Source organism: Caballeronia insecticola (genome assembly GCF_000402035.1).
Taxonomy (GTDB): domain Bacteria; phylum Pseudomonadota; class Gammaproteobacteria; order Burkholderiales; family Burkholderiaceae; genus Caballeronia; species Caballeronia insecticola.
In genome coordinates this window covers 233,734-254,899 of record NC_021295.1, presented here as the reverse complement: position 1 = coordinate 254,899, position 21,166 = coordinate 233,734, and the positions used below count along the sequence as shown (strand labels likewise).

The following is a 21,166-nucleotide window of genomic DNA, read 5'->3' as shown; positions in this document are numbered from 1 at the left end:
TACGGACGCGGCGCCATGATGGCGACAACAACGTCGCCTGGACGCCGATCTGCATTGCTTGAATGGTACGGAAACACATGCATCGTCAAATCATCGAACAGTGTGCATCGGCTATCGAGCGCATGGATCAGTGGATGGCCAAGGCCGAGCGTCACGCCATGTTGAAGGGCTTCGATGTCGAAGTGCTGATGAACTGGCAACTGGCCCCCGACATGGCCCCTTTCAGCTTCCAGATTCAGAGCGCCTGCACGTATCTGGAAAGCGGCATCGCGGGGCTGACCGGCCTGCGTTTTCGTTCTTCGGAATCAGAGACGAATATCGCGGGATTGCGCGCGCTTATCCGCGAGATTGTCGGGTTCGCGCGCGGCGTGACGCGGCAGGCGCTCACCGATGTCAGCGATCGCATGATCAAGTTCGCCTGGCTCGCAGAGCCAATCGATTCGGAGAGGTTCGTCATCGAAGTGGTTTTTCCCAACGTTTATTTTCACGTCGGAAACGCCTATGCCATCCTGAGTCAAGGCGGGGTTGACGTGGGCAAGCGTGATTACATCGGTCCTATCTACCCCGCGCCGAGGTGAACGACCCTTGAAGTGCAGTAGGCGAGATCACGAACGCAGAGGTGTCCGGTCATGTCCGTCCGACGCGCAGTATTACGCCACGCTTTGTCGTGGAAGAGCGAGGGTCGATCTTCCGCGATTGAGCGGCATCGGCATCGACGGTTGATGCCACCGATCGTCTCGCCATACTGTATTCAAATGAAGCACTGAAAAACAAGAAATCGCCTTAGCGTGATCAGAGCGAGTCGTGCTTCATGAGATTCGACCCGCTCGCCAAATCTGAATACGGTTTCTGCCAATCTATCGCGTGCCCGGCGCCTGCATCTGTCCGACGGCTTTTACCAGTTCGATGAAACGCTTGGTCGCCGGAGACAGATAGGCATCGTCAAGATGCACCACGCCGAATTCCCGGATCATCGTGGTCTCCGGATTAAAGACCTCGACCAGTTCCGGAGTGAAGCGACCCTCAGTCAGATTGCGTCGCGAAATGAAGCTGAGCAGCCCGCTTTGCGCGATCAGCCGGGGAACCGCGGCAATCGAGCTCGTCATGATCGACGCGTGCGGAGGTGGGAGCTGATGCGCCAGGAACACGCGTTCGAGCCATTGGCGGGTGGCGACGGAGCGCGCCGGTAAAACCCATCCGTAACGGGACATGTCCTGAAGTGACGCATGCGCGCCCGCCAGCGGATGAGACGCGCTCGCGGCAACCACCACCTCATCCGTCGCGATGGGAATTTCCGTCAGCGCATCGTCGCGTGTCCCAAGCGGGCCGACGACGACGTCGAGCAGGCGCTTGCGCAACGATTCGTGCAGCACGTCGTTCATGCCGATCTGCAATTCCACGGCCACTTCGGGCGCCTCTTCGAGCATGGCGCGACAGACCGCCGGCATGACGAATTCCGCGATCGTGGCGGCGGCGCCGACTCTGACGAGACCCGCCAGCCCCTTTCCGAGCGATGAAATCTGCCTGTGCGTTTCGTCGAGACTCCGCTCGATCATGCGAGCGCGCTCGAGCAGCAGGCGGCCCGCGTCAGTCAGGCGGATGCCCCGGCCGCTGCGCTCGAACAAGGCCGCGCCGTAAGTCGTCTCCAGACGGTCGATGCACTTGGACAGCGCCGGCTGGGTGATATGCAATTCCTGCGAGGCTCGCCCGAGGTGGCCCAGTTCGGCGACTTTCGCAAAGTACATCAGGTCGCGCATCTGCAGATTGATCAGCACGCCGCGGCTCCGTCAAAGCGCTGGTTGATTCAAATCATAACTCACGGGAATCGTTTGTTGAATATTCGATAATAGACATTATGAGTCCGTGGCAGAACAATGGCGACACACCGATCACGGAGACACTCATGACGTACCGATTTCTCGTTACCGCGCCGAGGCTGGCGGCAGCAGGGCAGCGTGCCCTGGCCGACGCGGGCTGCGAGGTCTTCTATATCCAGGATGCGCAGGATGCGAACGAGGTCGAGCGCATTCTGGCCTCGCAGCCGATCGACGCGGTGATCTCCCGCACTGTTCTGCTCTCGGGAGCCGCCATCGAAAGCTGCGCCACGCTCAGGGTGATCTGCAAGCACGGCGTGGGCGTGACCAACATCGATGTCCAGGCCGCGACGGCGGCCGGCATTCCGGTGTTCACGACGCCCGGCACGAACACCTCGTCGGTCGCCGAACTGACGATCGGACTGATGATCGGCGCCGCGCGCAAGGTCGCTTACTTCGACCGCGAACTGCGCGCCGGACGCTGGACGCGGACCGGCGACGGCATGCAGCTCCACGGGCGCACGCTCGGGCTGATTGGCTTCGGCCAGATCGGCCGCCAGGTCGCGAAGATTGCCCATGCGCTCGGCATGAAGGTTCACGTCTTCGATCCGGCGCTCGATCGCGACACGGCCGGCGCCCATGTCACGGTCGAAAATTCCGTGCAGGCGCTCCTGACGAAATCGAACGTGCTGAGTCTGCACTGCCCGGTCAACGCGCACACGCGCGGGATGATCGACGCAGCGGCGATCGAGGCGTTGCCCGATGGTTCGATCGTCATCAACACCGCGCGCGGCGAACTGATCGACGAAGCCGCGCTCGTCGACGCGTTGAAACGCGGCAAGCTCGCCGCGGCCGGCCTCGACACCTTCGCGCATGAACCGCTCGGCGCCGACGATCCGCTCGCGCATCTGAGCAATGTCGTCCTGACGCCGCATGTCGGCGGTTCGACGCCCGATGCCCTCGATGCCGTCGCGACCTCGGCCGTCGATGCCTGCCTGAGCTACCTGCGCGGCGAGTCCGCGAATTCAACGAGCTGCGTCAATCCCGACGTGCTCCTCTCCGACAAGAAGGTGATCGCATGAGCGCTGTTCAGAATCGGGCCGGCTGGCCCGCGGGTTTCTTTATCGGCGATCGCGCATGCGTGCCGTCCGCGGCCCAGGTCGAGGCCTTCCGTACCGTGCCGGTCGCGCATGCCGGCGACTGCATGGGCCGCAGCGTCGGCGCGATGGGTCTGAGCGCGTATCACCACTCGCTGTCGCTCACGATGTGCGGCCCGGCGCTCACGGTACGCGTGCGCCCCGGCGACAACATGATGATTCACAAGGCGATCGAAATGGCCGGGCCGGGCGATGTGATCGTCGTCGATGGCGGCGGCGATCTCACGCAGGCGCTGATCGGCGGACTGATGCGCACCTCGGCGCTGACGAAAAAGATTGGCGGATTCGTGATCGATGGCGCGATTCGCGATCTCGCCGAGTGGGCCGAAGGCGTCATTCCCGTCTACGCGCGTGGCCATACGTTCCGCGGCCCGAGCAAGGAAGGTCCGGGCGAAGTCAACGTGCCGATTTCATGCGCGGGCATGGTCGTGACGCCCGGCGACCTCGTGCTCGGCGACGCGGATGGCGTGATCGCGATCCCGGCCTGTCAGCTCGACGCGCTTCTGCCGCTGGTACGCGCCCACGCCGACAAGGAAGCCGGTATTCGCGCGACCAACCTCGCCGGCACGGCGGACCCCGAGCGCTTCAACGCGTTGCTGCGCAAGAAGGGATGTCCCGTCTGAGGCCGCCATGAGCGTACGAGAAGCACCTCAGCCCGGCGTCGTGCCGTTCTCCGCCGGAGCCGCGGCGCCGCGCCTCGAGCCGCCGGCGCTTGCGTGCGATTGCCACATGCATGTCTATTCGCCGCGCTATGCGGTCGCGGCCGATGCGGCGCTGAAACCGCCTGCGGCGGCGCTTTCGGACTACGGATCGCTGCGGCGCAGGCTCGGCACGACGCGTAACGTCTTCGTGCAACCTTCGACCTACGGATACGACAACGCCGGCGTGCTGGACGCAATCGCGCGTTCCGGCAACGTGGCGAGAGGCATCGGCGTTGTCGGGAGCGGCGTGAGTCACACGCGCATGAACGAGCTCGACGCGGGCGGCATCGTGGGCCTGCGCTTCAATCTCGTGCGCTCGGGTGAAGCGGCGCTGAATGACGCGGTGTCATTGGCGCCCGCGCTTGCGGAACGCGGCTGGCATCTGGAGATTCATGTCGGCGCCGAGCAACTGCCCGAGATCGCGCCGACGCTCGCGCGCCTGCCGTGCGATGTCGCCATCGATCACTTCGGGCGTCTGCGCTTCAACGAAGGCACGTCTCAGCCCGCGTTCCGGACATTGTGCGCATTGCTGGACAACGGCCGGTCGTGGGTGAAGCTCAGTGCCGCCTATCTCGACACGGAAGCGACGCGCGACAGCATCGTGCGGATCGGCCGCGCGCTGGTCGAGCATCGTGCCGATCGCCTCGTATGGGGAAGCGACTGGCCGCATCCCGCGGCGAAGTCGCTGCCGGATGACGCGGAGCAACTCGACCATCTGCTGGAATGGGCGCGGGACGAGGCCACGCGCCACCGCATCCTCGTCGATAACGCCGCGCGCCTCTATCGCTTTCAGCCATAAAAGAAATCACAGACAGGAGACAGGATGAAGCCGACTTCGCCTTATGCGCTTGCCCAGGCCGAATGCGCCGACATCGGCGTTCCGGCAGCAGAAGCGCAACAACACGCCCTATTGTGCGAGCGCGCGGTGCGCAAGGCATCCATCCGCCTGCTGCCCGTCTTGTTGCTCGGCTATATCTTCAGCTATCTGGACCGCATCAACGTAGGCTTCGCCGCATTGACGATGAACCACGATCTCGGGCTCACGCCGGCGCAGTTCGGGTGGGGCGCCGGACTCTTCTTTCTTAGCTACGCGGTCTGCGAAGTGCCGAGCAATCTGGCCTTGCATCGCTTCGGTGCGCGGCTCTGGCTGTCGCGCATCATGGTGACGTGGGGCTTGCTTTCGGCCGCCACGGCATTCGTCGCGGGCCCGCACTCGTTCTATGCGCTGCGTCTGGTGCTCGGGGTCGCTGAAGCAGGCTTCTTTCCCGGTGTCGCGTTCTATCTGACCTCGTGGTTTCCCCGCGCGTACCGCGTACGGGTGCTCGCGTGGTTCACGCTCGGCATTCCGCTCGCGTCGGTCATCGGCGGGCCGCTCTCGGGGGGCTTGCTGAGCATCGACGCCTTCATGGGTCTGTCGGGCTGGCAATGGCTCTTCATCGCTCAGGGCTTGCCGGCTGCCGTGCTGGGTATCTGGGCATGGGCGGCGCTCTCCGATTCACCCCGGGATGCCACGTGGCTCAGCAGCGAGGAGCGCGGCGCGCTGGCCCGTCAACTGGAAAGCGAAGTCACGGCAGGCGGCACGCGCAGCTTCCGCGCGGCCGTGACCGATCCGCGCGTGCTCTTGCTGACGGTGGCGCTGTTCACCTTGTCGATCGGTATTACGGGCATCGGCATGTGGCTCCCGCAGATCATTCGCCGCGAAGGGCTCGGCATGTTCCAGACGGGCATGCTGTCGACCATTCCTTATGCGTGCGCCGGCCTCGCGATGGTGGTCGCGGCGCGCCGGATGGACAAGGGCCGCAACTATGCGGCGAGCCTGACCATGAGTTCGGCGGTCGCCGCGGCGGGCTTCATGGTGTCGGCCGTATCGGAGTCGGTCAGCGTGGCGCTCGTGGGGATCACCATTGCGATGATCGGCGTGAACATCGCGCGCACGGCGCTCTGGGCGATTCCGCCAACGTTCCTTTCGGGCGCGGCGGCGGCGGGCGGCATCGCCTTCATCAACGCGGTGGCCAACTGCGCGGGCTTCGCGGGTCCCGCGATGGTCGGCGTCGTCAAGGAAATGACCGGGTCGTTCACCGCCGGGCTGGTCACGCTGGCCATCGCACTCGCCATGACGGCGGGTCTTGCCATCGCGCTCGGTCGAGTCGCGCGGAAAAGGGCGCAGCCCGCTTAGCCACGGCAGAATCAATTCGGAGACAAACCCATGCACGGACCCATCGACGTTTCTCTCGCGCGCGGCATGAGCCCATCCACCGATGTCGAGGAGGCGCTCGCGGATACGCGCCGCACCGTCGGCCGCGGGATATCCGACCGTCTCGACCGCTTGCCGGCCAGCCGGCCGGTCTGGTTCCTCATCAGCATGCTGGCGCTCGGCGGCTGGTTCGAGATCTACGACATGTTCCTGACCGCGTATATCGGTCCGGGGCTGGTCAAAGCCGGCATCTTCGCCAAAACGACCGCGACGATCTTCGACCTGCACGGTCTCGGCGCGTTCGTCGCGGCGCTCTTTCTCGGCTTGTTCATCGGCACGATCGGGGTCGCGTTCATCGCCGACAGGCTAGGCCGGCGCAAAGTCTTCGTGGGCGCGCTGCTCTGCTACACGTTCGCCGCGGCCATCATGTCGGTGCAGACCGATGCGGTGTGGATCGTGTTCTGGCGCGTGATCGCGGGCATCGGCGTGGGCGCCGAACTCGTCACGATCGATACCTACGTCTCCGAATTCGTCCCGGCGCGCATGCGCGGGCGAGCCTTCGCGTTCCTGCAGTCCATCCAGTACACCTCTATTCCGACGATCGCGTTCCTATCATGGCAACTGGTGCCGATTGCGCCGTTCGGCTTCGACGGCTGGCGATGGGTCGTGTGGATCGGTTGCGCGGGCGCGGTGCTCGTCTGGATCGTCCGGCTGGGATTGCCGGAGAGTCCTCGCTGGCTGATTCAGCAAGGTCGCGGGCAGGAGGCCGAACACATCGTGGCGCGGATCGAGGCGAAGATCGAGAGGGTCACCGGGAAGCCGTTGCCCGCGGTGGTTGCGTCGGCCGTGCCGGCCCGGCCCGAGACCGCGCCCGAGGAAGTCGGCCCGTGGCATGCCCGGTATCGCAAGCGCACCCTCATGTTGATCGTCTCCAACTTTTTTCAGTCGATCGGATACTACGGCTTTGCGAGCTGGGTCCCGACCTTGCTCGCCGAAAAAGGCGTCGCGTTGACGCACAGCCTGATGTACTCGTTCATCATCGCGATCGCGAGTCCCCTCGGTCCGCTGCTTGCCATGCTGGTCGCCGATCGCATCGAGCGCAAATGGCTGATCGCCGGATCGGCGACCAGCATGGCGGTGCTCGGCATCGTCTTCGCGCAGCAGCACGATCCGGTGATCGTGGTCGCGATGGGACTGTTGATGACGCTGGCCGCGAACTGCATGACGTTCTCCTACCGGACCTATCAGGCCGAGCTGTTTCCGACTCACATCCGCGCACGCGCCATCGGCATGGTCTACTCGGCCAGCCGCGTCAGCGCGATGTTGTCGGGCTTCCTGATCGCGTTCTTTCTGCGGCATCTCGGCGTGCCAGGCGTGTTCGCGCTGATTGCCGGATCGATGCTGGTCGTGTTCATCACGATCGTCGCATTCGGCCCGCGCGTGCGCGGCCTGAGTCTGGAGCAGATCTCGCAGTGAGCCGGCGCGTCTGCGCGATGCCACAGGGTCACGCTACCTGCTGACTGTTGCGTCACAGGTGGCACGGAAACAGACCTCAGGCATCAGGTGACCGGTGGTGGCAAATGCCGCGGAGCGGCCAGCGAAGACATCCAGGCTGGATTCGCTTCATCCTCTTGTGAGGTCTTTATGCATGAAATGCACTCGCACTGTCCACGGTTCCACGCAGGCATCCCTTCACCGACGACACGCTATGCTGATCTGCGCGATAAATGCGCTTTTCCTCCGATCGCATTCGAAGTCTTTATCGCCGCACGGTTAACCGCGATAGCCCGGTCGCCCGGCAATTCGCCAATGCCCTGAAGACGTTCCGCGAGAAACTCACGCAGCACACGCACCTTGGTCGAAAGCCGGCGATTGGGAAGATAGGCCATATAGATCATCTTGCCGGTCAGCGCATTCTCCAGCCGGTAAGCGGGCAGCGCTAATTCGAGCTTGCCGTCGACCAGCAGATCGCGAACCAGCCAGATTTCGAATTCGGCGATGCCGAGCCCGGCGCAGGTCGCTTCGAGCAGCAGTTCCGAATGGTCCGACTGCAGGTTGCCCTGCGGCATGACGGATTGCGTGACCTTTCCGTTGGACAGATGCCAGCGCGGATCGCCTTCGGGATGCAGATAGCGCAGGCAGTTGTGTTGAGCGAGATCGGCAGGCGTCGCGGGCCGGCCGCGCCGCGCGAAGTAAGCCGGTGTCGCGCACAGGATGCTGTCGTTGCGGGAGATCGGCTGCACGATCAGATTGTCGAGGTAGTTCTCACCTTCGTGAATGTCGAGGTCGAAGCCGCCCGCGACCATGTCGTTGTGGTTATCCGTCAGGCGCAGATCGAGCTGAATGCCGGGATAGCGTTCGAGAAACGGCGCCACCAGCGGCGCCAGATAGCGGCGGCCGAACGCCACCGGCGCCGTCAGCTTGAGTGGCCCACTGGGCGCGGCATCGAGTTCGGCGACGACGCGCAAGGTGTCGTCCAGATCCGCGATCATCGAGACCGCGCGCGAATGATAGAGACTGCCGGCTTCGGTCAGCGCCACATGATGCGTCGACCGATGCAGAAGCGGCACACCCAGCATTTCCTCCAGCGCCGTGATCTTGCGCGCGACGGTCGAGGTCGCGAGCTTGAGTTCGCGCGCAGCCGCCGACAGGCTTCCCAGCTCGACGACGCGAACCAGCGCACGCATCGCGCCCAGATGATCCAGACCGGTATCCGCCACCTTTTTCGGAGCCATTTGGTATTGCGCTCAGTGCAAAACGGTTTTCCAAATTACGCCGGAACATAGTTTTTTGCAATAATTAAACTCGCTCTGTCCAGTTCACTTTTTCAATCCAATGACGCTTCCCGCCCATGTTCCGCTCGCCGTTGCCAGCCGCAACAAGCATGTCGAACGCGTCCACTGGGGTTCGGTGGCCGTCGTCGACGCAGCGGGTTCGCTGCTCGCCCATGCCGGCGATCCCTACGCCAGCGTCTTTTCGCGCTCCACGCTCAAACCCTTTCAGGCGCTCGCCTTCGTCCGCGATGGCGGCCCGGATCACTTCGGATTCACCGCTGCCGAACTCGCGCTGACCTGTGCGAGCCACGGCGGCGAAGCGGTGCACGTCGATGCCGTCACGAGCATGCTCGAAAAGGTCGGCGCGACGGAATCCGACCTGCGCTGCGGGGTGCACATGCCCGATTGCTACGGCGAGCACAACCTGCCGCCGCGCGGCGCCACGTTCGATCAGCGTCATCACAACTGCTCCGGCAAACATGCGGGTTTCCTCGGCTGTTGCGCCATGCACGGATACGCGCGCGGGCAGTATCTGGATCGCGATCATGAATTGCAGCGGCGTATCGCGCACGATGTCGCATCGCTCGCGGATATGCGGGAACAGGACATGTGGTGCGGCATCGACGGCTGCAGCGCGCCCAACTACGGCATGCCGCTCGAGCGGCTCGCGGGCATGTGGGCGCGGCTCGCCGCCGGCGCTTCGCATTGCGGCGCGGACACGGACGCAGCGCTCTCGCGCATTTTCGCGGCGATGGCCGCGCATCCGTTGATGGTGTCGGGCACCGGCCGCTGCGATCTCGCGCTCGCGCAGGCAGCGCGTGGCGACTGGGTCACGAAGGTCGGCGCCGATGGCGTGCATGCAATCGGCATACGCAGCCGGGGTATCGGCGTGGCCGTGAAAATTGCCGACGGCGATTTCGCCGCTGTCTATGCGACCACGATCGCCGTGCTCAGGCAACTCGACCTGCCGCTCGAGCGCGAAGGCGCGCTGCTCGAGAAATGGGCCGACCCCGTGCTGCGCAACGTCCGGGGCACGCCGGTGGGCCAGCTCCAGTCGACGGTGAAGCTGACATGGGTGTGAGCGCGCATGCTGACGGCCCGCTCGTTGCGCTGCGCGGGCTGAACAAATCGTTCGGCGAACAGCAGGTGTTGTTCGACGTCGATCTCGATGTCGAACGCGGCGAGGTCGTGGTCGTGATCGGACCGTCGGGTTCGGGCAAGTCCACCCTGTGCCGCTGCATCAATCGGCTGGAGACCATCGACGCGGGCGAGATTCTGATCGATGGCGAAAGCCTCCCGGAAGAAGGCCGCGCGCTCGCGTCGATGCGCGCGCAGATCGGCATGGTGTTCCAGTCGTTCAACCTGTTTTCGCATCGCACGGTGCTGGAGAACGTGTCGATGGGACCGCGCAAGGTGCTCGGCCACACTCGCGTGGTAGCCGAGGCCGAGGCGCGGCGTCTGCTCGCGCGGGTCGGCCTCGCACACAAGGCGGATGCGGTCCCGGCGGAGTTGTCGGGCGGCCAGCAGCAGCGCGTCGCGCTGGCCCGCGCGCTGGCGATGAGCCCGAAGCTCATGTTGTTCGACGAGCCCACGTCCGCGCTCGACCCCGAGATGGTCAGCGAGGTCTTGCAGGTGATGCTCGAACTCGCGCAAAGCGGCATGACGATGATCGTGGTCACGCACGAGATGGGCTTTGCCCGCCAGGCCGCCGATCGCATCGTGTTCATGGATGGCGGGCGCATCGTCGAGATTGCGCAGCCGGATACCTTCTTCGCGGGGCCGCGTTCGGAGCGCGGCCGCGATTTCCTGTCGCGCATACTGGAGCATTGATCCCTGGATTCGCAAGCGTCCACGAGGCCGCTTCACATAACAGAACGGAGACACCCGAATGAAACTGAAGTCGATTGCCGTCATGGCGGCGTGCGTTGCAGGCGCGTTGTTTTCGGCGACCTTGCCCGCATACGCCGATACCTTTCCCGCCGACTCGACGATGGCGAAGATCCAGAAGCGCGGCAAGCTGGTTGTCGGCACGTCCCTCAATACGCTGATGTTCTCGGTGCGCAATCCGATGTCGGGCAACACCGAAGGCTTCGAGGCCGATCTCGCGCGCCTGCTTGCCCGCAAGCTCACGGGCTCGGCCGACAACGTGGAATGGATCAAGACGACCACCGAGAACCGCTTGCCGTTCGTGCAGAACGGCCGGGTCGACGTGGTGATCGCCACGCTCACCATCAACGACCAGCGCAGAAAGGTGATCGGTTTCGCCGGCCCGTATTACGTGGCCGGTCAGGACATCCTCACGCGCCGCGCGGATACGTCGATCAAGGGCCCGCTCGACCTGAACGGCAAGACCGCCTGCGTGCTGAACGGCACGACGGTGGAAGACAACGTCAAAAAGATCGCGCCGCAGACCAGGTTCGTCACCTTCAACGATACCGCCGCGTGCGTCGAAGGCGTCGCCGACAAGCGCTTCGATGCCTACGTGGACGACGGTGCGACGCTCGCGGGCGAAGCGCTGCGCCAGCCTGACAAGTTCCGCGTCGTCGGCAAGCCGTTCACGCAGGAGCCGTGGGGCATCGGTGTAGCGAAGCAGGACGAGCAGTTCCGCGAGTGGATCAGCGCGCAGCTCCAGCAGTCGATCAAGGACGGCACCTGGGACAAGCTCTACGCAAAGAATCTGGAAGGCACGCTCGGCAAGCCGCAAGTGCCGACGATCGAACGCTGAGTCTCGCGCATCCATGGACCCGCTTTATTCGTTTGCGTGGCGCTTTGTCGAGGCGATGGGCGTCACGGTCGAACTATCGCTGCTTTCGTTCGCGATGGCGTTCGCGCTGGGTGTCGCGCTGACCGTGATGGCCATCGGTCCGCTGGCGCCGCTGCGATGGTTCGCCGCGACGTATATCGAAATCATGCGCATGACGCCGCTGCTCGCGCTCCTGCTGCTGTTCGTGTTCGGCCTGCCGAAGCTGGGCTTCATGTACTCGCTTACGACCTCTTCGGTGCTGGTGCTCGGGTTCTACACGGCCGCATGGATCGCCGAGGTATTGCGCGCCGGGGTGAATGCCGTTCCGTCGGGGCAGATCGAGGCCGCGCGCAGCATCGGCATGCGCTTCATGCAGGTGGTCGGCAACGTCGTGATTCCGCAGGCGGTGCGCACGGTGATACCGCCGCTCGGCAATCTGTTCGTCAACCAGATCAAGGCTTCGTCGATCGCCGCGGCGGTGGGCGTGTTCGACATCACCTATACGGCGCAGCGCATCAACTTCGAAACCGCGCAGGCGGTGCCGACGTTTGCGGCGGCCTTGCTGGCCTACATGGCGCTCACGGTGCCGCTGGGACTTCTCATGCGTCGAATCGAACACAACATGGCGGTGACGCGATGAACCGCACCACGGCGCTCTATGAAGCACCGGGTCCCGTCGCGCGAAGGCGGCAGCGCATTTTCTCGGCATTGAGCGCGATCGCCGTGCTGGGCGTGCTCGCCACGATCGCCCTGCGCCTCGGCTCGAGCGGACAGTTCGAAGCGCAGAAGTGGGCGATCTTCTGGCACTGGGGCACGGCAAAATTCCTGTTCGACGGTCTGGTCTCGACGATTCAGGCGGCGCTATGCTCGGCGCTTGCCGCTTTCGTGCTGGCGCTGCCACTCGCGCTCGGCAGGCTTTCGCCGCGCAAATGGGTGCGTATGGTCGCGGGAACCTACGTCGAGTTGTTTCGCGCGGTGCCGCTGTTGCTGTTGATTCTGTTCATGGTGATCGAGTTGCCCGCGCTCGGTTTCGATTGGCCGGCGCTGGGCTTTCTCGTCGTCGCGATGGCGCTGCATCACTCGGCGCTGACGGCCGAAGTCATGCGCGCCGGCATACTGTCGCTGCCGCGCGGACAACAGGAGGCGGCGCTGGCGCTCGGCATGCGTCCCTGGCAGGCGATGCTGCACGTCGTCCTGCCGCAGGCGCTGCGCAACATGCTGCCGGCCTTGATCAGCTCGCTGCTGGCGATCGTGCAGGATACCTCGCTAGGTTACGTCATCCCCTATGACGAACTGCTCCACCGCTCGCAGGATATTTCGAGTTTTGCGCCCGAGTCGTTATTGCAGGCGGCATTCATCGTGACGGTCATGTATGGCGGCGTGAGCGCAGCGCTTCTGTACCTGAAGCGCAGGATCAGCCGCGTTCCGAAGCATGGGCGCGTCGCTGCCGAGGAAGAGCCGAAGAGACGAGAATCCGGTCAGGAAGGCGGCGCCGTCATCCCGTCCGGGGATTCGAAGCGCGCGTGAAAGCAATTCGCGACAGTGCCAGCTGCCGCGGAAGGCTGGTCGATCCGCCGGTCGCCATCCATCCGGGGAGCCGGCGCGGTCGACCCGGTTGACGTCGCCGCCAAGCAGTCCATCGGACAAGCCCATGCCGTCCTTGGCCGGGCGACGTTCGCCCATTCCTGCAATGTGACAAACCGGATGCACCAGGCGCGCCGTTCGAGCGCCGATCTTGTCCACCTCCATTTTCTCCGCGAGCCCGACCATCTGGGCATGCTCCTGCACGGACGCCCGCTGGCGGTTCAATCCTTCCCGCGAGTCGATGCCATACAGACGCATGTCGTCACGCAACTGCATCGCCATCTTGGTGAGCAGTGGATTCGCGCGGAAGAGTCCGATGAACATTTCACATTTCTGCGAGTGCGCCGGGCGCCGCCACCCTCGTCACGGGCAATCTCGTGCAAGGAAGCACGGGCGGCATCGTGGTCGATACGGATCATGTCGCGGGCACCAGCGACCGCCTGACGGTGCCCGGCGACGGGACGCTCGCGGGCCAGCTCGTGATGCGCCCGGCGCGCCTCGGCAACAGCACGATCGATGCGATCGATGTGAGCGGCAAGCTCGATGCGTCGCAGCTGAGCGCGAGCACAAATCGGCAACTGGACGTTCTCGGGCGGCGTCGACGGTGGCTACAACTGGTACGACTCGACCCGCAACGTGACGCTCCCCGGCTATGCCGCACAGGCCAAGGGTGCGTTCAATGCGTACGAAGCCGGACTGCACACACGCGTGGCCTACATTGTTCCGATGAACGACTGGTACGTGAAGCGCTATGTCGACTTGCATCTCGTCCACTACACGGAGCAGGGTGCGGGCGCGCTCGACCTCGCGGTGAACAGCGCGAACGCGACGACGCTGTCGGTATCGCCGATGCTCGAAGTGGGCGGACGCTGGACCTTTGCCAACGGCATGACGCTGCGGCCGGATCTCGCGCTGGGCGCGATCTTTCACAACCGCAACCATTGGGATGCGAGCGCGCAGTTCGTCGGCAGTGCGCCGGGCGCGGCGCCGTTTTCGGCAGTGGCATCGGCGCCTTCGTCGCTGGCGAAGGTGAAGGTCGATATGAACCTCAGTGTCTCGAAGAGCACCGAGCTCAAGCTCGAGTATGGCGGCCAGTTCGGCAGTGGCTACAGTTCGAACGAAGGCATCCTGCGCGTGAACTACCTCTTTTAAGGGCGTCAACGATGCGGGTCCGCCCACCGCGGAACTGCCGGCAAAGCCACGGTGTCGGTGCTTCAGCCGACCTTCACGTGCATGGCCAGGTCCCAGGTGCCCGCGCCGTTCCTGGCCAGGCCGATCACCATCAGGCCGAGCGCCTCGAGCGCATGGGCCATTTGCAGGCCGCCGACATCGAACGGACGCAGTCCAAGACGCTCGACGAAGGCCGAAACGCGAGCCTTGGCTTGCGCATCGTCTGCAGCGATGAACGCGTCGAGGCGGTCGCCCCGAGCAAGGACGTGGCCAAAGATGGTGTTGAACGCCTTCACGGCATGCGCGCCGGCGGGAAGACCTTTCGCGGTCTCCTGCGCACCGGAACTTCCGTGAGGGGTGACGAGGCCCGAGAGGTCGGGAGCAACAGGGTTGGTGATGTCGACTATCACCTTGCCATCGAGTGTGTTTCCAAAGTCGGCGACCACCGCCGCCACACTGGAATAGGGCACGGCGAGAATGACGATGTCGCCCGCCGGCGGGGCGCCGTACGTCCCGGCGGTCGCTTTGTCTGTGAGCTTATCGGCCAGCGCCCGCGCCTTGGCAGGGTCGCGACTGACCACCTCGACGTGGTATCCCGCCCTGTCGGCACGGCCGGCTATCGCCGCGGCCATGCTTCCTGACCCGATGATACTGATAGTGCTCATGGCAAGTTTCCTCATCAGTCTGAGTGTTGTTGATGGTTGTTGGTCGGCTCGCCGCCCATGTGGCGCTCCGGATAAACGAGCGGAGCGCCGTCCACATCGCGTGTCAGAGTTGCGCAAGACCGCCGTCAACGGCGACCTCGCTGGCCGTCATGAAACTGCTGTCCGGCGACGCGAGAAAGGCGGCTACCGCCCCGATTTCCGCCGGATCGGCCATGCGCCGGAGCGGAGTTATCGAGGCGAAGTGCTTTTGGCCTTCCTCGCCCAGCGCTTCCTTGGCCAGTTCGGTCGCCGTTGCTCCCGGCGACAGCACGTTCACCCGGATGCCGGTGCCTTTCAAATCCTCCGCCCAGGTTCGCGCGAGGTTGCGTACCGCCGCCTTGCTCGCGCTGTAGGCGCTCATCGCCGGGGCGCCCGTGGTGCCGGCGCTCGATCCGGTCAGGATGATCGAGCCGCCCTCGCTCATCAGCGGTAATGCCTTCTGGACCGTGAAGATCGTGCCCTTCACATTGGTGTCGAAGGTTTCGTCGATGTGCTCGGCGGTAATCTCGCCGAGCGGAAGCGGGCTTCCTGCCCCGGCATTGGCGAATACGATGTCGAGGGTTCGCCGTTCGGCCTTCACCGCCGCGTAGAGTCGGTCGAGATCGGCCTGATCGGAGACCGAGCCCTTCACCGCGCGGGCGTTGTTCCCGAGATCGGCCAGAGCGGCATCGAGCGCTTCCTGCCGGCGGCCGAAGATGAACACGAAGGCGCCTTCTTCGATAAAGCGCTTCGCCGCGGCGCGGCCGATGCCGGTAGCGCCGCCGGTGATGACAGCGGTCTTTCCATTCAGTCTGTTCATGACACGCATCCTTCAAAACTAAATTGGGAATCACGATTCTGGACCCCTTGCGTCATCAGGCCAATTGACTAAATATCTATGAATACCATCTACTTTCTTGATGCATATGCTCGATAACGTGACCATCAATCAGCTTCGGGCCTTCGTTGCCGTGTGTGACGCAGGCAGCTTTTCCGGGGCGGCGCGCGAGCTCAGGCGTGCACAGTCGGCGATCAGTCATGCGATCGCCGCGCTCGAAAGTGCCTTCGATATCGCGCTGTTCGAGCGCAACACTCGCCGAGCGACGCTGACGGCAGCGGGCCGTAGTCTCCTGCCCGATGCTCGTGGTGTGATTGCACGCACCGAGGAAATGAAGATGCGCGCAGCTTCGATCGCTGAAACGGGTGCGCCGCAGGTCTCGATTGCCGTGGATACCTATTTTCCGCGTGCGCACCTGATCGAATGCCTGCGCACGCTACAGACGGACCGTCCGACCGTTGCAATCAATCTGCGCATGACGACGATGCAGGGCGGCGAGCGTTTGATTCTCGATGGCACCTGCGCTTTGGCCGTGACGATCGCGGACGTGCCGGAACTCGACCCCGGTGCGATAGAGAGGCTGCATCTATGCGAAGCGCGGATGGTGACCGTCTGTGCGCCATCGCATCCGCTGGCCGCGATCGCGGGGCCGATTCCGCGCGAGGAATTCGGCCGGCACATCCAGCTTGTCGTAACCGACAATCAGCCCGACGCAGAAAAGACGCAACAGGGGGTCGCCAGCGAACGCCAGTGGCTGGTGAATGACCTCGGCGCGAAGCACGATCTGCTTCGGGGAGGCTTGTGCTGGGGGCACATGCCCCATCATCTGGTCGCGGAGGACCTCGTGCAGGGCATGCTCGTTGAACTGCAACGGCGCGCCTGGCACATGCGCCCACTCACGTTCATGATCTCGCAGCGGCGCGGGTACTCGTTTTCCGTATGCGAGACGCAACTGGTCGCGCTCCTCGGCAATCGTCAGCGCTTGCCGAAGGATGCAAGCCGGCGCTCCGTCTCACGCAAAGGCAAGAAGGTTTGAACGTGCTCGATCGGGAGCAAGGGACAGGGAGGCAGGATGCTCGACTTGAAGTTATTGAAGACATTCGTGGCAGTGGGTGACCTGCTGCATTTTGGCCGTGCCGCCGAGGCGCTTCACTCCACGCAGCCCGGAGTGACGCAACACATTGCCCGGCTCGAAGCGCAACTGGGCGTCCAGTTGCTTCGGCGGAGTAAGCGCGCCGTGTCGCTCACCGAAGCGGGAACGACCCTCCTTCGACAGGCATCGCAGATGCTCGCGCTGGCGGATCGCATGCATGCCGATGCGCGCGCGATGGGCGATGGATTAGGCGGCCACCTGCTGATCGGACTTTCATCGGCGATCATTCACAGCACCGTGCCTGCGTGTATCAGGGCCTTTCGTCACGCTCATCCGCTGATTCGAATAACGCCGACCGTCGAGCGTGCGGATCGTTTGTATGAGCTGCTCGATGCGTCGCTCGTCGACATTCTGGTCACCACGCTACCCAAACGCGACGATGCATTCCACACCGTAAAACTCCAGGCGCGCATCGAGATGGGCGTCGCATTGCCGAGCGACCATCCGCTCGCGAAAGCGCCGATGCTGTCGATCGGCGATCTGGCCGATGAACCTTTCTACACGGTGCCGCGCGAGCGTCATCCCGAGGTGTACGACAGTCTTACCGCCATCATCAGGCGGCGCGGCAGGCCGGCTCGCATCGTGGGCCATGAGATTTCCTTCACCAATCTGCTCGCGCGGGTAGCGCTTGGCGACGGCGTGGCGCTCGTGCCTCGCGCTTACGCGGGCATCGCGACACCCGGCGTGAACGTCGTGCCGGTCAGTGATGCGTCATTGTCGACGCTTCAGGCCTATCTGGTTTATCGACGTGACCGTGGCGAAGTCGCCGTCGAGCAATTTGTGCGAGCGATGAGAGCGCGAAAGGGTGCGTCAGGGCCGCGTCCGACGCGCGTCGTTAATAAGCGTTCGTTATCAAAGGCGACGAAATAATAATTGGCACAGTAGTGCCAAAACATTCACCATCTCGAAGATTTCGCTAACAGGCCGATGCCTTCTTCATGACGAGGGTGCCCACAGCGCCATGTTGCGCACATCGGCTTACCGAAGTCGATGTGATCCTTGCCGCTCAAGAACAGGAGTTCCAATGAACATCGATATCGTGCCGGGCGCGAACACGCTTGCGGACTGGTACGCCGTATACGCTCATGGCGCAACCGCGTTACTGGGTGATGCGGGCCGCGTCAACGTCACGCGCTCGGCGGCGATGGTTGACGAAATGATTGCGAAGGGCGACGCCGTGTATGGGGTGAATACCGGCTTCGGCAAGCTGTCGAACAGACGGATCGATGCAGCCGACCTGCATACGTTGCAGGAGAATCTCGTGCTCTCGCATACGGTCGGCGTGGGCGATCCGCTGCCGGAGGGCGTCGTGCGCCTTGTGATCGCGCTCAAGTTGGCGGCGCTGTCGCTGGGTGCATCCGGTGTGCGCGGCGAAGTCGTCGAATTGCTCGAACAGATGCTGATGCGAGGTGTGTTGCCGGTGATACCGGGGCAGGGTTCGGTCGGCGCTTCCGGAGATCTTGCGCCGCTTGCCCATCTCTCGTCGGTGATGATCGGCCGAGGTCGCGCGACGTTCAACGGCGAGTTGCTCAGCGGCGCGGACGCATTGTCGCGCGCTGGACTGAGTGCCATCCGGTTCGGCCCGAAGGAAGGACTCGCGATGCTGAATGGCACGCAGGTATCCACGGCCTTGTGCCTCGCTGGACTGTTCGAAATCTGGCGCGTTGTGCAATCGTCGCTGGCCGTTGCCGCGTTGACCTTTGAAGGCGCGCTTGGGTCGACCGCGCCGCTCGATCCCCGCATCCACGCGCTCAAGCCGCATCGCGGGCAGGTCGAGGTCGCCTCCGCGTTGCGCGATTTGCTTAAGGAAAGTGATTTCCGCGAGTTGCAGCGCACCAAGGGGAGATTGCAGGATCCCTACAGCTTGCGCTGCATTCCTCAGGTGATGGGCGCATGCCTCGAAGTGTTTCGCTTCGCCTGCTCAATGCTTGAGACCGAGGCGCGCAGCGCGTCGGACAACCCGCTGATCCTTGTCGATAACGGTGACGTCATCTCGGGCGGCAACTTTCATGCGGAACCCGTCGCGTTCGTCGCCGATGCGCTTGCGAACGTAGCGGCAGAGACGGGCGGCATGGCCGAGCGGCGCATCGCATTCCTGCTCGATGGATCGATGAGCGGGTTGCCGCCATTTCTGACGGGCACCAGCGGACTGACGTCGGGTTTCATGAGCCTGCAGATCACGGCGGCTGCGCTTGTAGCCGAAAACCGTCAACGTTCGCATCCGGCATCGGTCGAGAGTGTTCCGACGGTGGGCAATCAGGAAGATCACGTGTCGATGGCGACGCACGGTGCGCGCCGTCTTCTGGATATGGCGCGCAACGCGGATGCGATCGTGGCAATCGAACTTCTCGCCGCGACGGAAGCGATGGAGTGTCACGGTACATTGCGCTCGTGCGCGACGCTCGAAATGCTGCGCTCCGCCGTGCGCGAGCGCGTGCCTTCGATGGCCACGGACTGGGAGTTCTCCGGCGCGCTGGACCATGCGCAGTCGCTTGTGAAAAGCGGTGAACTCGCGAGGCTCGCTGGATTGGCTGTCGTACCACGCTTCGAATGATGAACGTGTCCGCGAGGGGGTGCGTCGATTTTGCTCGTAAGAGGGGTGACGATGGCGCACGTGGTCCGCTGCGATTTTCTCCGGTTCGAGCGCGTGCCTTTAAGGTCAGTTGGGGGCAAGTGTCGTGAATGGTGCGCATCCTGTCGGACTTCCCTGTTCAGCAAACTCAGGAATGACTTGTGCGAACGAAGAGACTGGTATGTGATGCTCGTATTCAGGTCCGCTACGGTTCTGCGAGAATCTGCCAGGGGAAGACGCCGCTCAGCGCCCACCCGCATCGGGTGCCATCCGATCAACGCTTTTCCCGGCTCCTTCAGCATTTTCGTCGTGCGGTCGAATCTAAGCAGCAAGCCCGCGGCCGCACTCGACGGGGGCCGGTCGACTGGTCGCCTTTCTCGTCGAATGGAGCACGAGAATGTACGCACGGTCTCTGAACATCAATGTGCATGACAGCCAGATCGACGATCTCATGCAGCGACTGCGCAACACTCGCTTTCCCGCGGGTCTCGACGCGCAGCAGTGGGATGATGGCGCGGGCCTGGCGTTCATTCGGCGCTTGACGGATTACTGGCAAACTCAGTTCGACTGGCGTGCGCAGGAAGCGCGGCTCAATGAATTGCCGAATTTTCAGGCGAGTATCGACGGATGCGAGATTCATTTTGTTCATCAGAAAGGCAAAGGTCCTGCGCCGATGCCGCTCGTGCTGACTCACGGCTGGCCGGGCTCGTTCGTCGAGATGGAGCGCGTTATCCCGCTTCTGACAGATCCCGCAGCATTCGGCGGCGATCCGGCTGACGCGTTTCATGTGGTCGTTCCTTCATTACCCGGCTTCGGCTTTTCTACAGCATTGCAGACCTCTGGAAGCGGCGCCCACGGCATCGCCGGGATGTGGCTCGAACTCATGACTAAGCTCGGCTACGACCGGTTCGGTGCTCAGGGAGGAGACATTGGCGCCGGGGTTTCGATGTGGCTTGCGCGACGTTTCCCTGCACAGATGATCGGCGCGCATGTCAACTACATCCCTGCGAGCTTTCGGCCGCCCGTGAGCGACAGCCTGTGTCCGGTGACCGAAGAGGAGCGCGCCTATCTCGACGCCGTCGCAGCCTGGGCGAGTACGGAAGGTGCGTATGCGTCGGTCCAGAGTACCAAGCCCCAAACCCTGTCGTATGCGATGACCGATTCTCCTGTTGGTCTTGCTGCCTGGATCGCAGAGAAGTTCCGGACCTGGAGCGATTGCAATGGCGACATCGAAAGCGTCTTCACGATGGATCAGTTACTGACCGATATTTCGATCTACTGGTTCGGCCACGCGCTCGACGCGTCTTTTCGAATCTACAAGGAAAACCGCCTCCGCCCGCTGGTTTTCAGCCTGTCGGAACGCGTGGCGACGCCGTTGGGTGTGGCGGTATTTCCCCGCGAGTTGCCGATGCCTCCCCGTTCCTGGCTCGAACGGGTTTTCGAGGTACGGCGATGGAGTTCGATGCCACGTGGCGGCCACTTTGCGGCGCTGGAGCAACCGGAACTGCTCGTGGAGGACATTCGCGCTTTCTTTCGTCCCCTTCGTCACGCCGGTGGTTACGGCGCTGGAAGCGTAGATTGATTAAAGACTGGGAAAGCGGGTTGATCGAGAAGAGTCGCGACCTGGTTTTCCGATGGAATCGCAGCCGGCGCACCAGATATTCGATCCCTGGAACGGGCGTCCGCGGCCCAGCGAAATGCCATAGAAGTTCCTCTTCATTATGTCCCGGCAGCGTGGAATTGTCGGCGAGCGAGCGACTCTACAATCGGCGTTGGTCCGCGG

At 63.6% G+C, this 21,166-nt stretch carries 21 protein-coding genes; 17 read left to right on the top strand and 4 right to left on the bottom strand.

The window, feature by feature from the left end; translation table 11 throughout:
- Positions 1-62: 62 nt before the first annotated feature.
- Positions 63-578: a DUF1993 family protein gene (locus BRPE64_RS31555; protein ID WP_084675950.1), complete on the top strand. Its 516-nt coding sequence runs from the start codon at positions 63-65 to the stop codon at positions 576-578.
- A 279-nt stretch (positions 579-857) separates the two neighbouring features.
- Here BRPE64_RS31555 and BRPE64_RS31550 read toward each other — a convergent pair whose 3' ends face one another.
- A complete protein-coding gene (locus BRPE64_RS31550; RefSeq protein ID WP_232519367.1) occupies positions 858-1,775 on the bottom strand; it encodes a LysR family transcriptional regulator in 918 nt (305 codons plus the stop codon).
- Positions 1,776-1,903: 128 nt separating this feature from the next.
- Between BRPE64_RS31550 and BRPE64_RS31545 the strand changes: the two genes are divergently transcribed.
- The 5 genes from BRPE64_RS31545 to BRPE64_RS31525 are packed head-to-tail and all read left to right on the top strand — an operon-like array spanning position 1,904 to position 7,342.
- Entirely contained in the window at positions 1,904-2,896 is a 993-nt protein-coding gene (locus tag BRPE64_RS31545) for a hydroxyacid dehydrogenase (protein ID WP_044044375.1), read from the top strand.
- On the top strand, positions 2,893-3,594 hold the full coding sequence (locus BRPE64_RS31540) for an RraA family protein (protein ID WP_044044208.1): 702 nt from the start codon (positions 2,893-2,895) through the stop codon (positions 3,592-3,594). Before BRPE64_RS31545 ends, BRPE64_RS31540 begins: the two co-directional genes overlap by 4 nt.
- A gap of 7 nt (positions 3,595-3,601) precedes the next feature.
- Positions 3,602-4,471, top strand: a complete 870-nt coding sequence (locus BRPE64_RS31535) for an amidohydrolase family protein (protein ID WP_069915740.1) — start codon at positions 3,602-3,604, stop codon at positions 4,469-4,471.
- A gap of 24 nt (positions 4,472-4,495) precedes the next feature.
- A complete protein-coding gene (locus tag BRPE64_RS31530) occupies positions 4,496-5,848 on the top strand; it encodes an MFS transporter (RefSeq protein ID WP_051180624.1) in 1,353 nt (450 codons plus the stop codon).
- Between the two features lie 30 nt (positions 5,849-5,878).
- Positions 5,879-7,342, top strand: a complete 1,464-nt coding sequence (locus tag BRPE64_RS31525) for an MFS transporter (protein WP_232519366.1) — start codon at positions 5,879-5,881, stop codon at positions 7,340-7,342.
- A gap of 230 nt (positions 7,343-7,572) precedes the next feature.
- Here the strand turns inward: BRPE64_RS31525 and BRPE64_RS31520 are convergent, their stop codons facing one another.
- Entirely contained in the window at positions 7,573-8,601 is a 1,029-nt protein-coding gene (locus BRPE64_RS31520; RefSeq protein ID WP_051180623.1) for a LysR family transcriptional regulator, read from the bottom strand.
- 100 nt (positions 8,602-8,701) lie between these two features.
- On the opposite strand from BRPE64_RS31520, the gene BRPE64_RS31515 reads away from it, so the two are divergent.
- The 7 genes from BRPE64_RS31515 (at position 8,702) to BRPE64_RS31490 (ending at position 14,119) form a co-directional block, all read left to right on the top strand.
- The gene (locus tag BRPE64_RS31515) at positions 8,702-9,721 is read left to right on the top strand and encodes an asparaginase (protein ID WP_044044205.1); all 1,020 of its coding nucleotides are present in this window, start codon (positions 8,702-8,704) and stop codon (positions 9,719-9,721) included.
- A complete protein-coding gene (locus BRPE64_RS31510; protein ID WP_044044203.1) occupies positions 9,712-10,470 on the top strand; it encodes an amino acid ABC transporter ATP-binding protein in 759 nt (252 codons plus the stop codon). The genes BRPE64_RS31515 and BRPE64_RS31510 overlap by 10 nt, the downstream gene beginning before the upstream one ends.
- 58 nt (positions 10,471-10,528) lie before the next feature.
- Positions 10,529-11,365 (top strand): glutamate ABC transporter substrate-binding protein, encoded by an 837-nt coding sequence (locus tag BRPE64_RS31505; protein ID WP_051180622.1) that lies wholly within the window; start codon positions 10,529-10,531, stop codon positions 11,363-11,365.
- A 13-nt stretch (positions 11,366-11,378) separates the two neighbouring features.
- Entirely contained in the window at positions 11,379-12,023 is a 645-nt protein-coding gene (locus BRPE64_RS31500) for an amino acid ABC transporter permease (RefSeq protein WP_044044202.1), read from the top strand.
- On the top strand, positions 12,020-12,910 hold the full coding sequence (locus tag BRPE64_RS31495) for an amino acid ABC transporter permease (RefSeq protein ID WP_051180621.1): 891 nt from the start codon (positions 12,020-12,022) through the stop codon (positions 12,908-12,910). The genes BRPE64_RS31500 and BRPE64_RS31495 overlap by 4 nt, the downstream gene beginning before the upstream one ends.
- Before the next feature lie 15 nt (positions 12,911-12,925).
- Positions 12,926-13,411 (top strand): hypothetical protein, encoded by a 486-nt coding sequence (locus BRPE64_RS34105; protein WP_144063614.1) that lies wholly within the window; start codon positions 12,926-12,928, stop codon positions 13,409-13,411.
- A gap of 126 nt (positions 13,412-13,537) precedes the next feature.
- A complete protein-coding gene (locus BRPE64_RS31490; RefSeq protein WP_084675948.1) occupies positions 13,538-14,119 on the top strand; it encodes an autotransporter outer membrane beta-barrel domain-containing protein in 582 nt (193 codons plus the stop codon).
- A gap of 62 nt (positions 14,120-14,181) precedes the next feature.
- Here BRPE64_RS31490 and BRPE64_RS31485 read toward each other — a convergent pair whose 3' ends face one another.
- The gene (locus tag BRPE64_RS31485; RefSeq protein ID WP_269765233.1) at positions 14,182-14,817 is read right to left on the bottom strand and encodes an NADPH-dependent F420 reductase; all 636 of its coding nucleotides are present in this window, start codon (positions 14,815-14,817) and stop codon (positions 14,182-14,184) included.
- 88 nt (positions 14,818-14,905) lie between these two features.
- Positions 14,906-15,640: an SDR family NAD(P)-dependent oxidoreductase gene (locus BRPE64_RS31480; RefSeq protein ID WP_044044199.1), complete on the bottom strand. Its 735-nt coding sequence runs from the start codon at positions 15,638-15,640 to the stop codon at positions 14,906-14,908.
- 106 nt (positions 15,641-15,746) lie between these two features.
- Between BRPE64_RS31480 and BRPE64_RS31475 the strand changes: the two genes are divergently transcribed.
- From BRPE64_RS31475 to BRPE64_RS31460, 4 genes are all read left to right on the top strand, one after another.
- Positions 15,747-16,694: a LysR family transcriptional regulator gene (locus BRPE64_RS31475; RefSeq protein WP_044044363.1), complete on the top strand. Its 948-nt coding sequence runs from the start codon at positions 15,747-15,749 to the stop codon at positions 16,692-16,694.
- Between the two features lie 36 nt (positions 16,695-16,730).
- On the top strand, positions 16,731-17,681 hold the full coding sequence (locus BRPE64_RS31470; protein ID WP_044044197.1) for a LysR family transcriptional regulator: 951 nt from the start codon (positions 16,731-16,733) through the stop codon (positions 17,679-17,681).
- Positions 17,682-17,835: 154 nt separating this feature from the next.
- On the top strand, positions 17,836-19,365 hold the full coding sequence (gene hutH / locus BRPE64_RS31465) for a histidine ammonia-lyase (protein WP_044044196.1): 1,530 nt from the start codon (positions 17,836-17,838) through the stop codon (positions 19,363-19,365).
- A gap of 415 nt (positions 19,366-19,780) precedes the next feature.
- On the top strand, positions 19,781-20,965 hold the full coding sequence (locus tag BRPE64_RS31460) for an epoxide hydrolase family protein (protein ID WP_044044195.1): 1,185 nt from the start codon (positions 19,781-19,783) through the stop codon (positions 20,963-20,965).
- Positions 20,966-21,166: the final 201 nt, after the last annotated feature.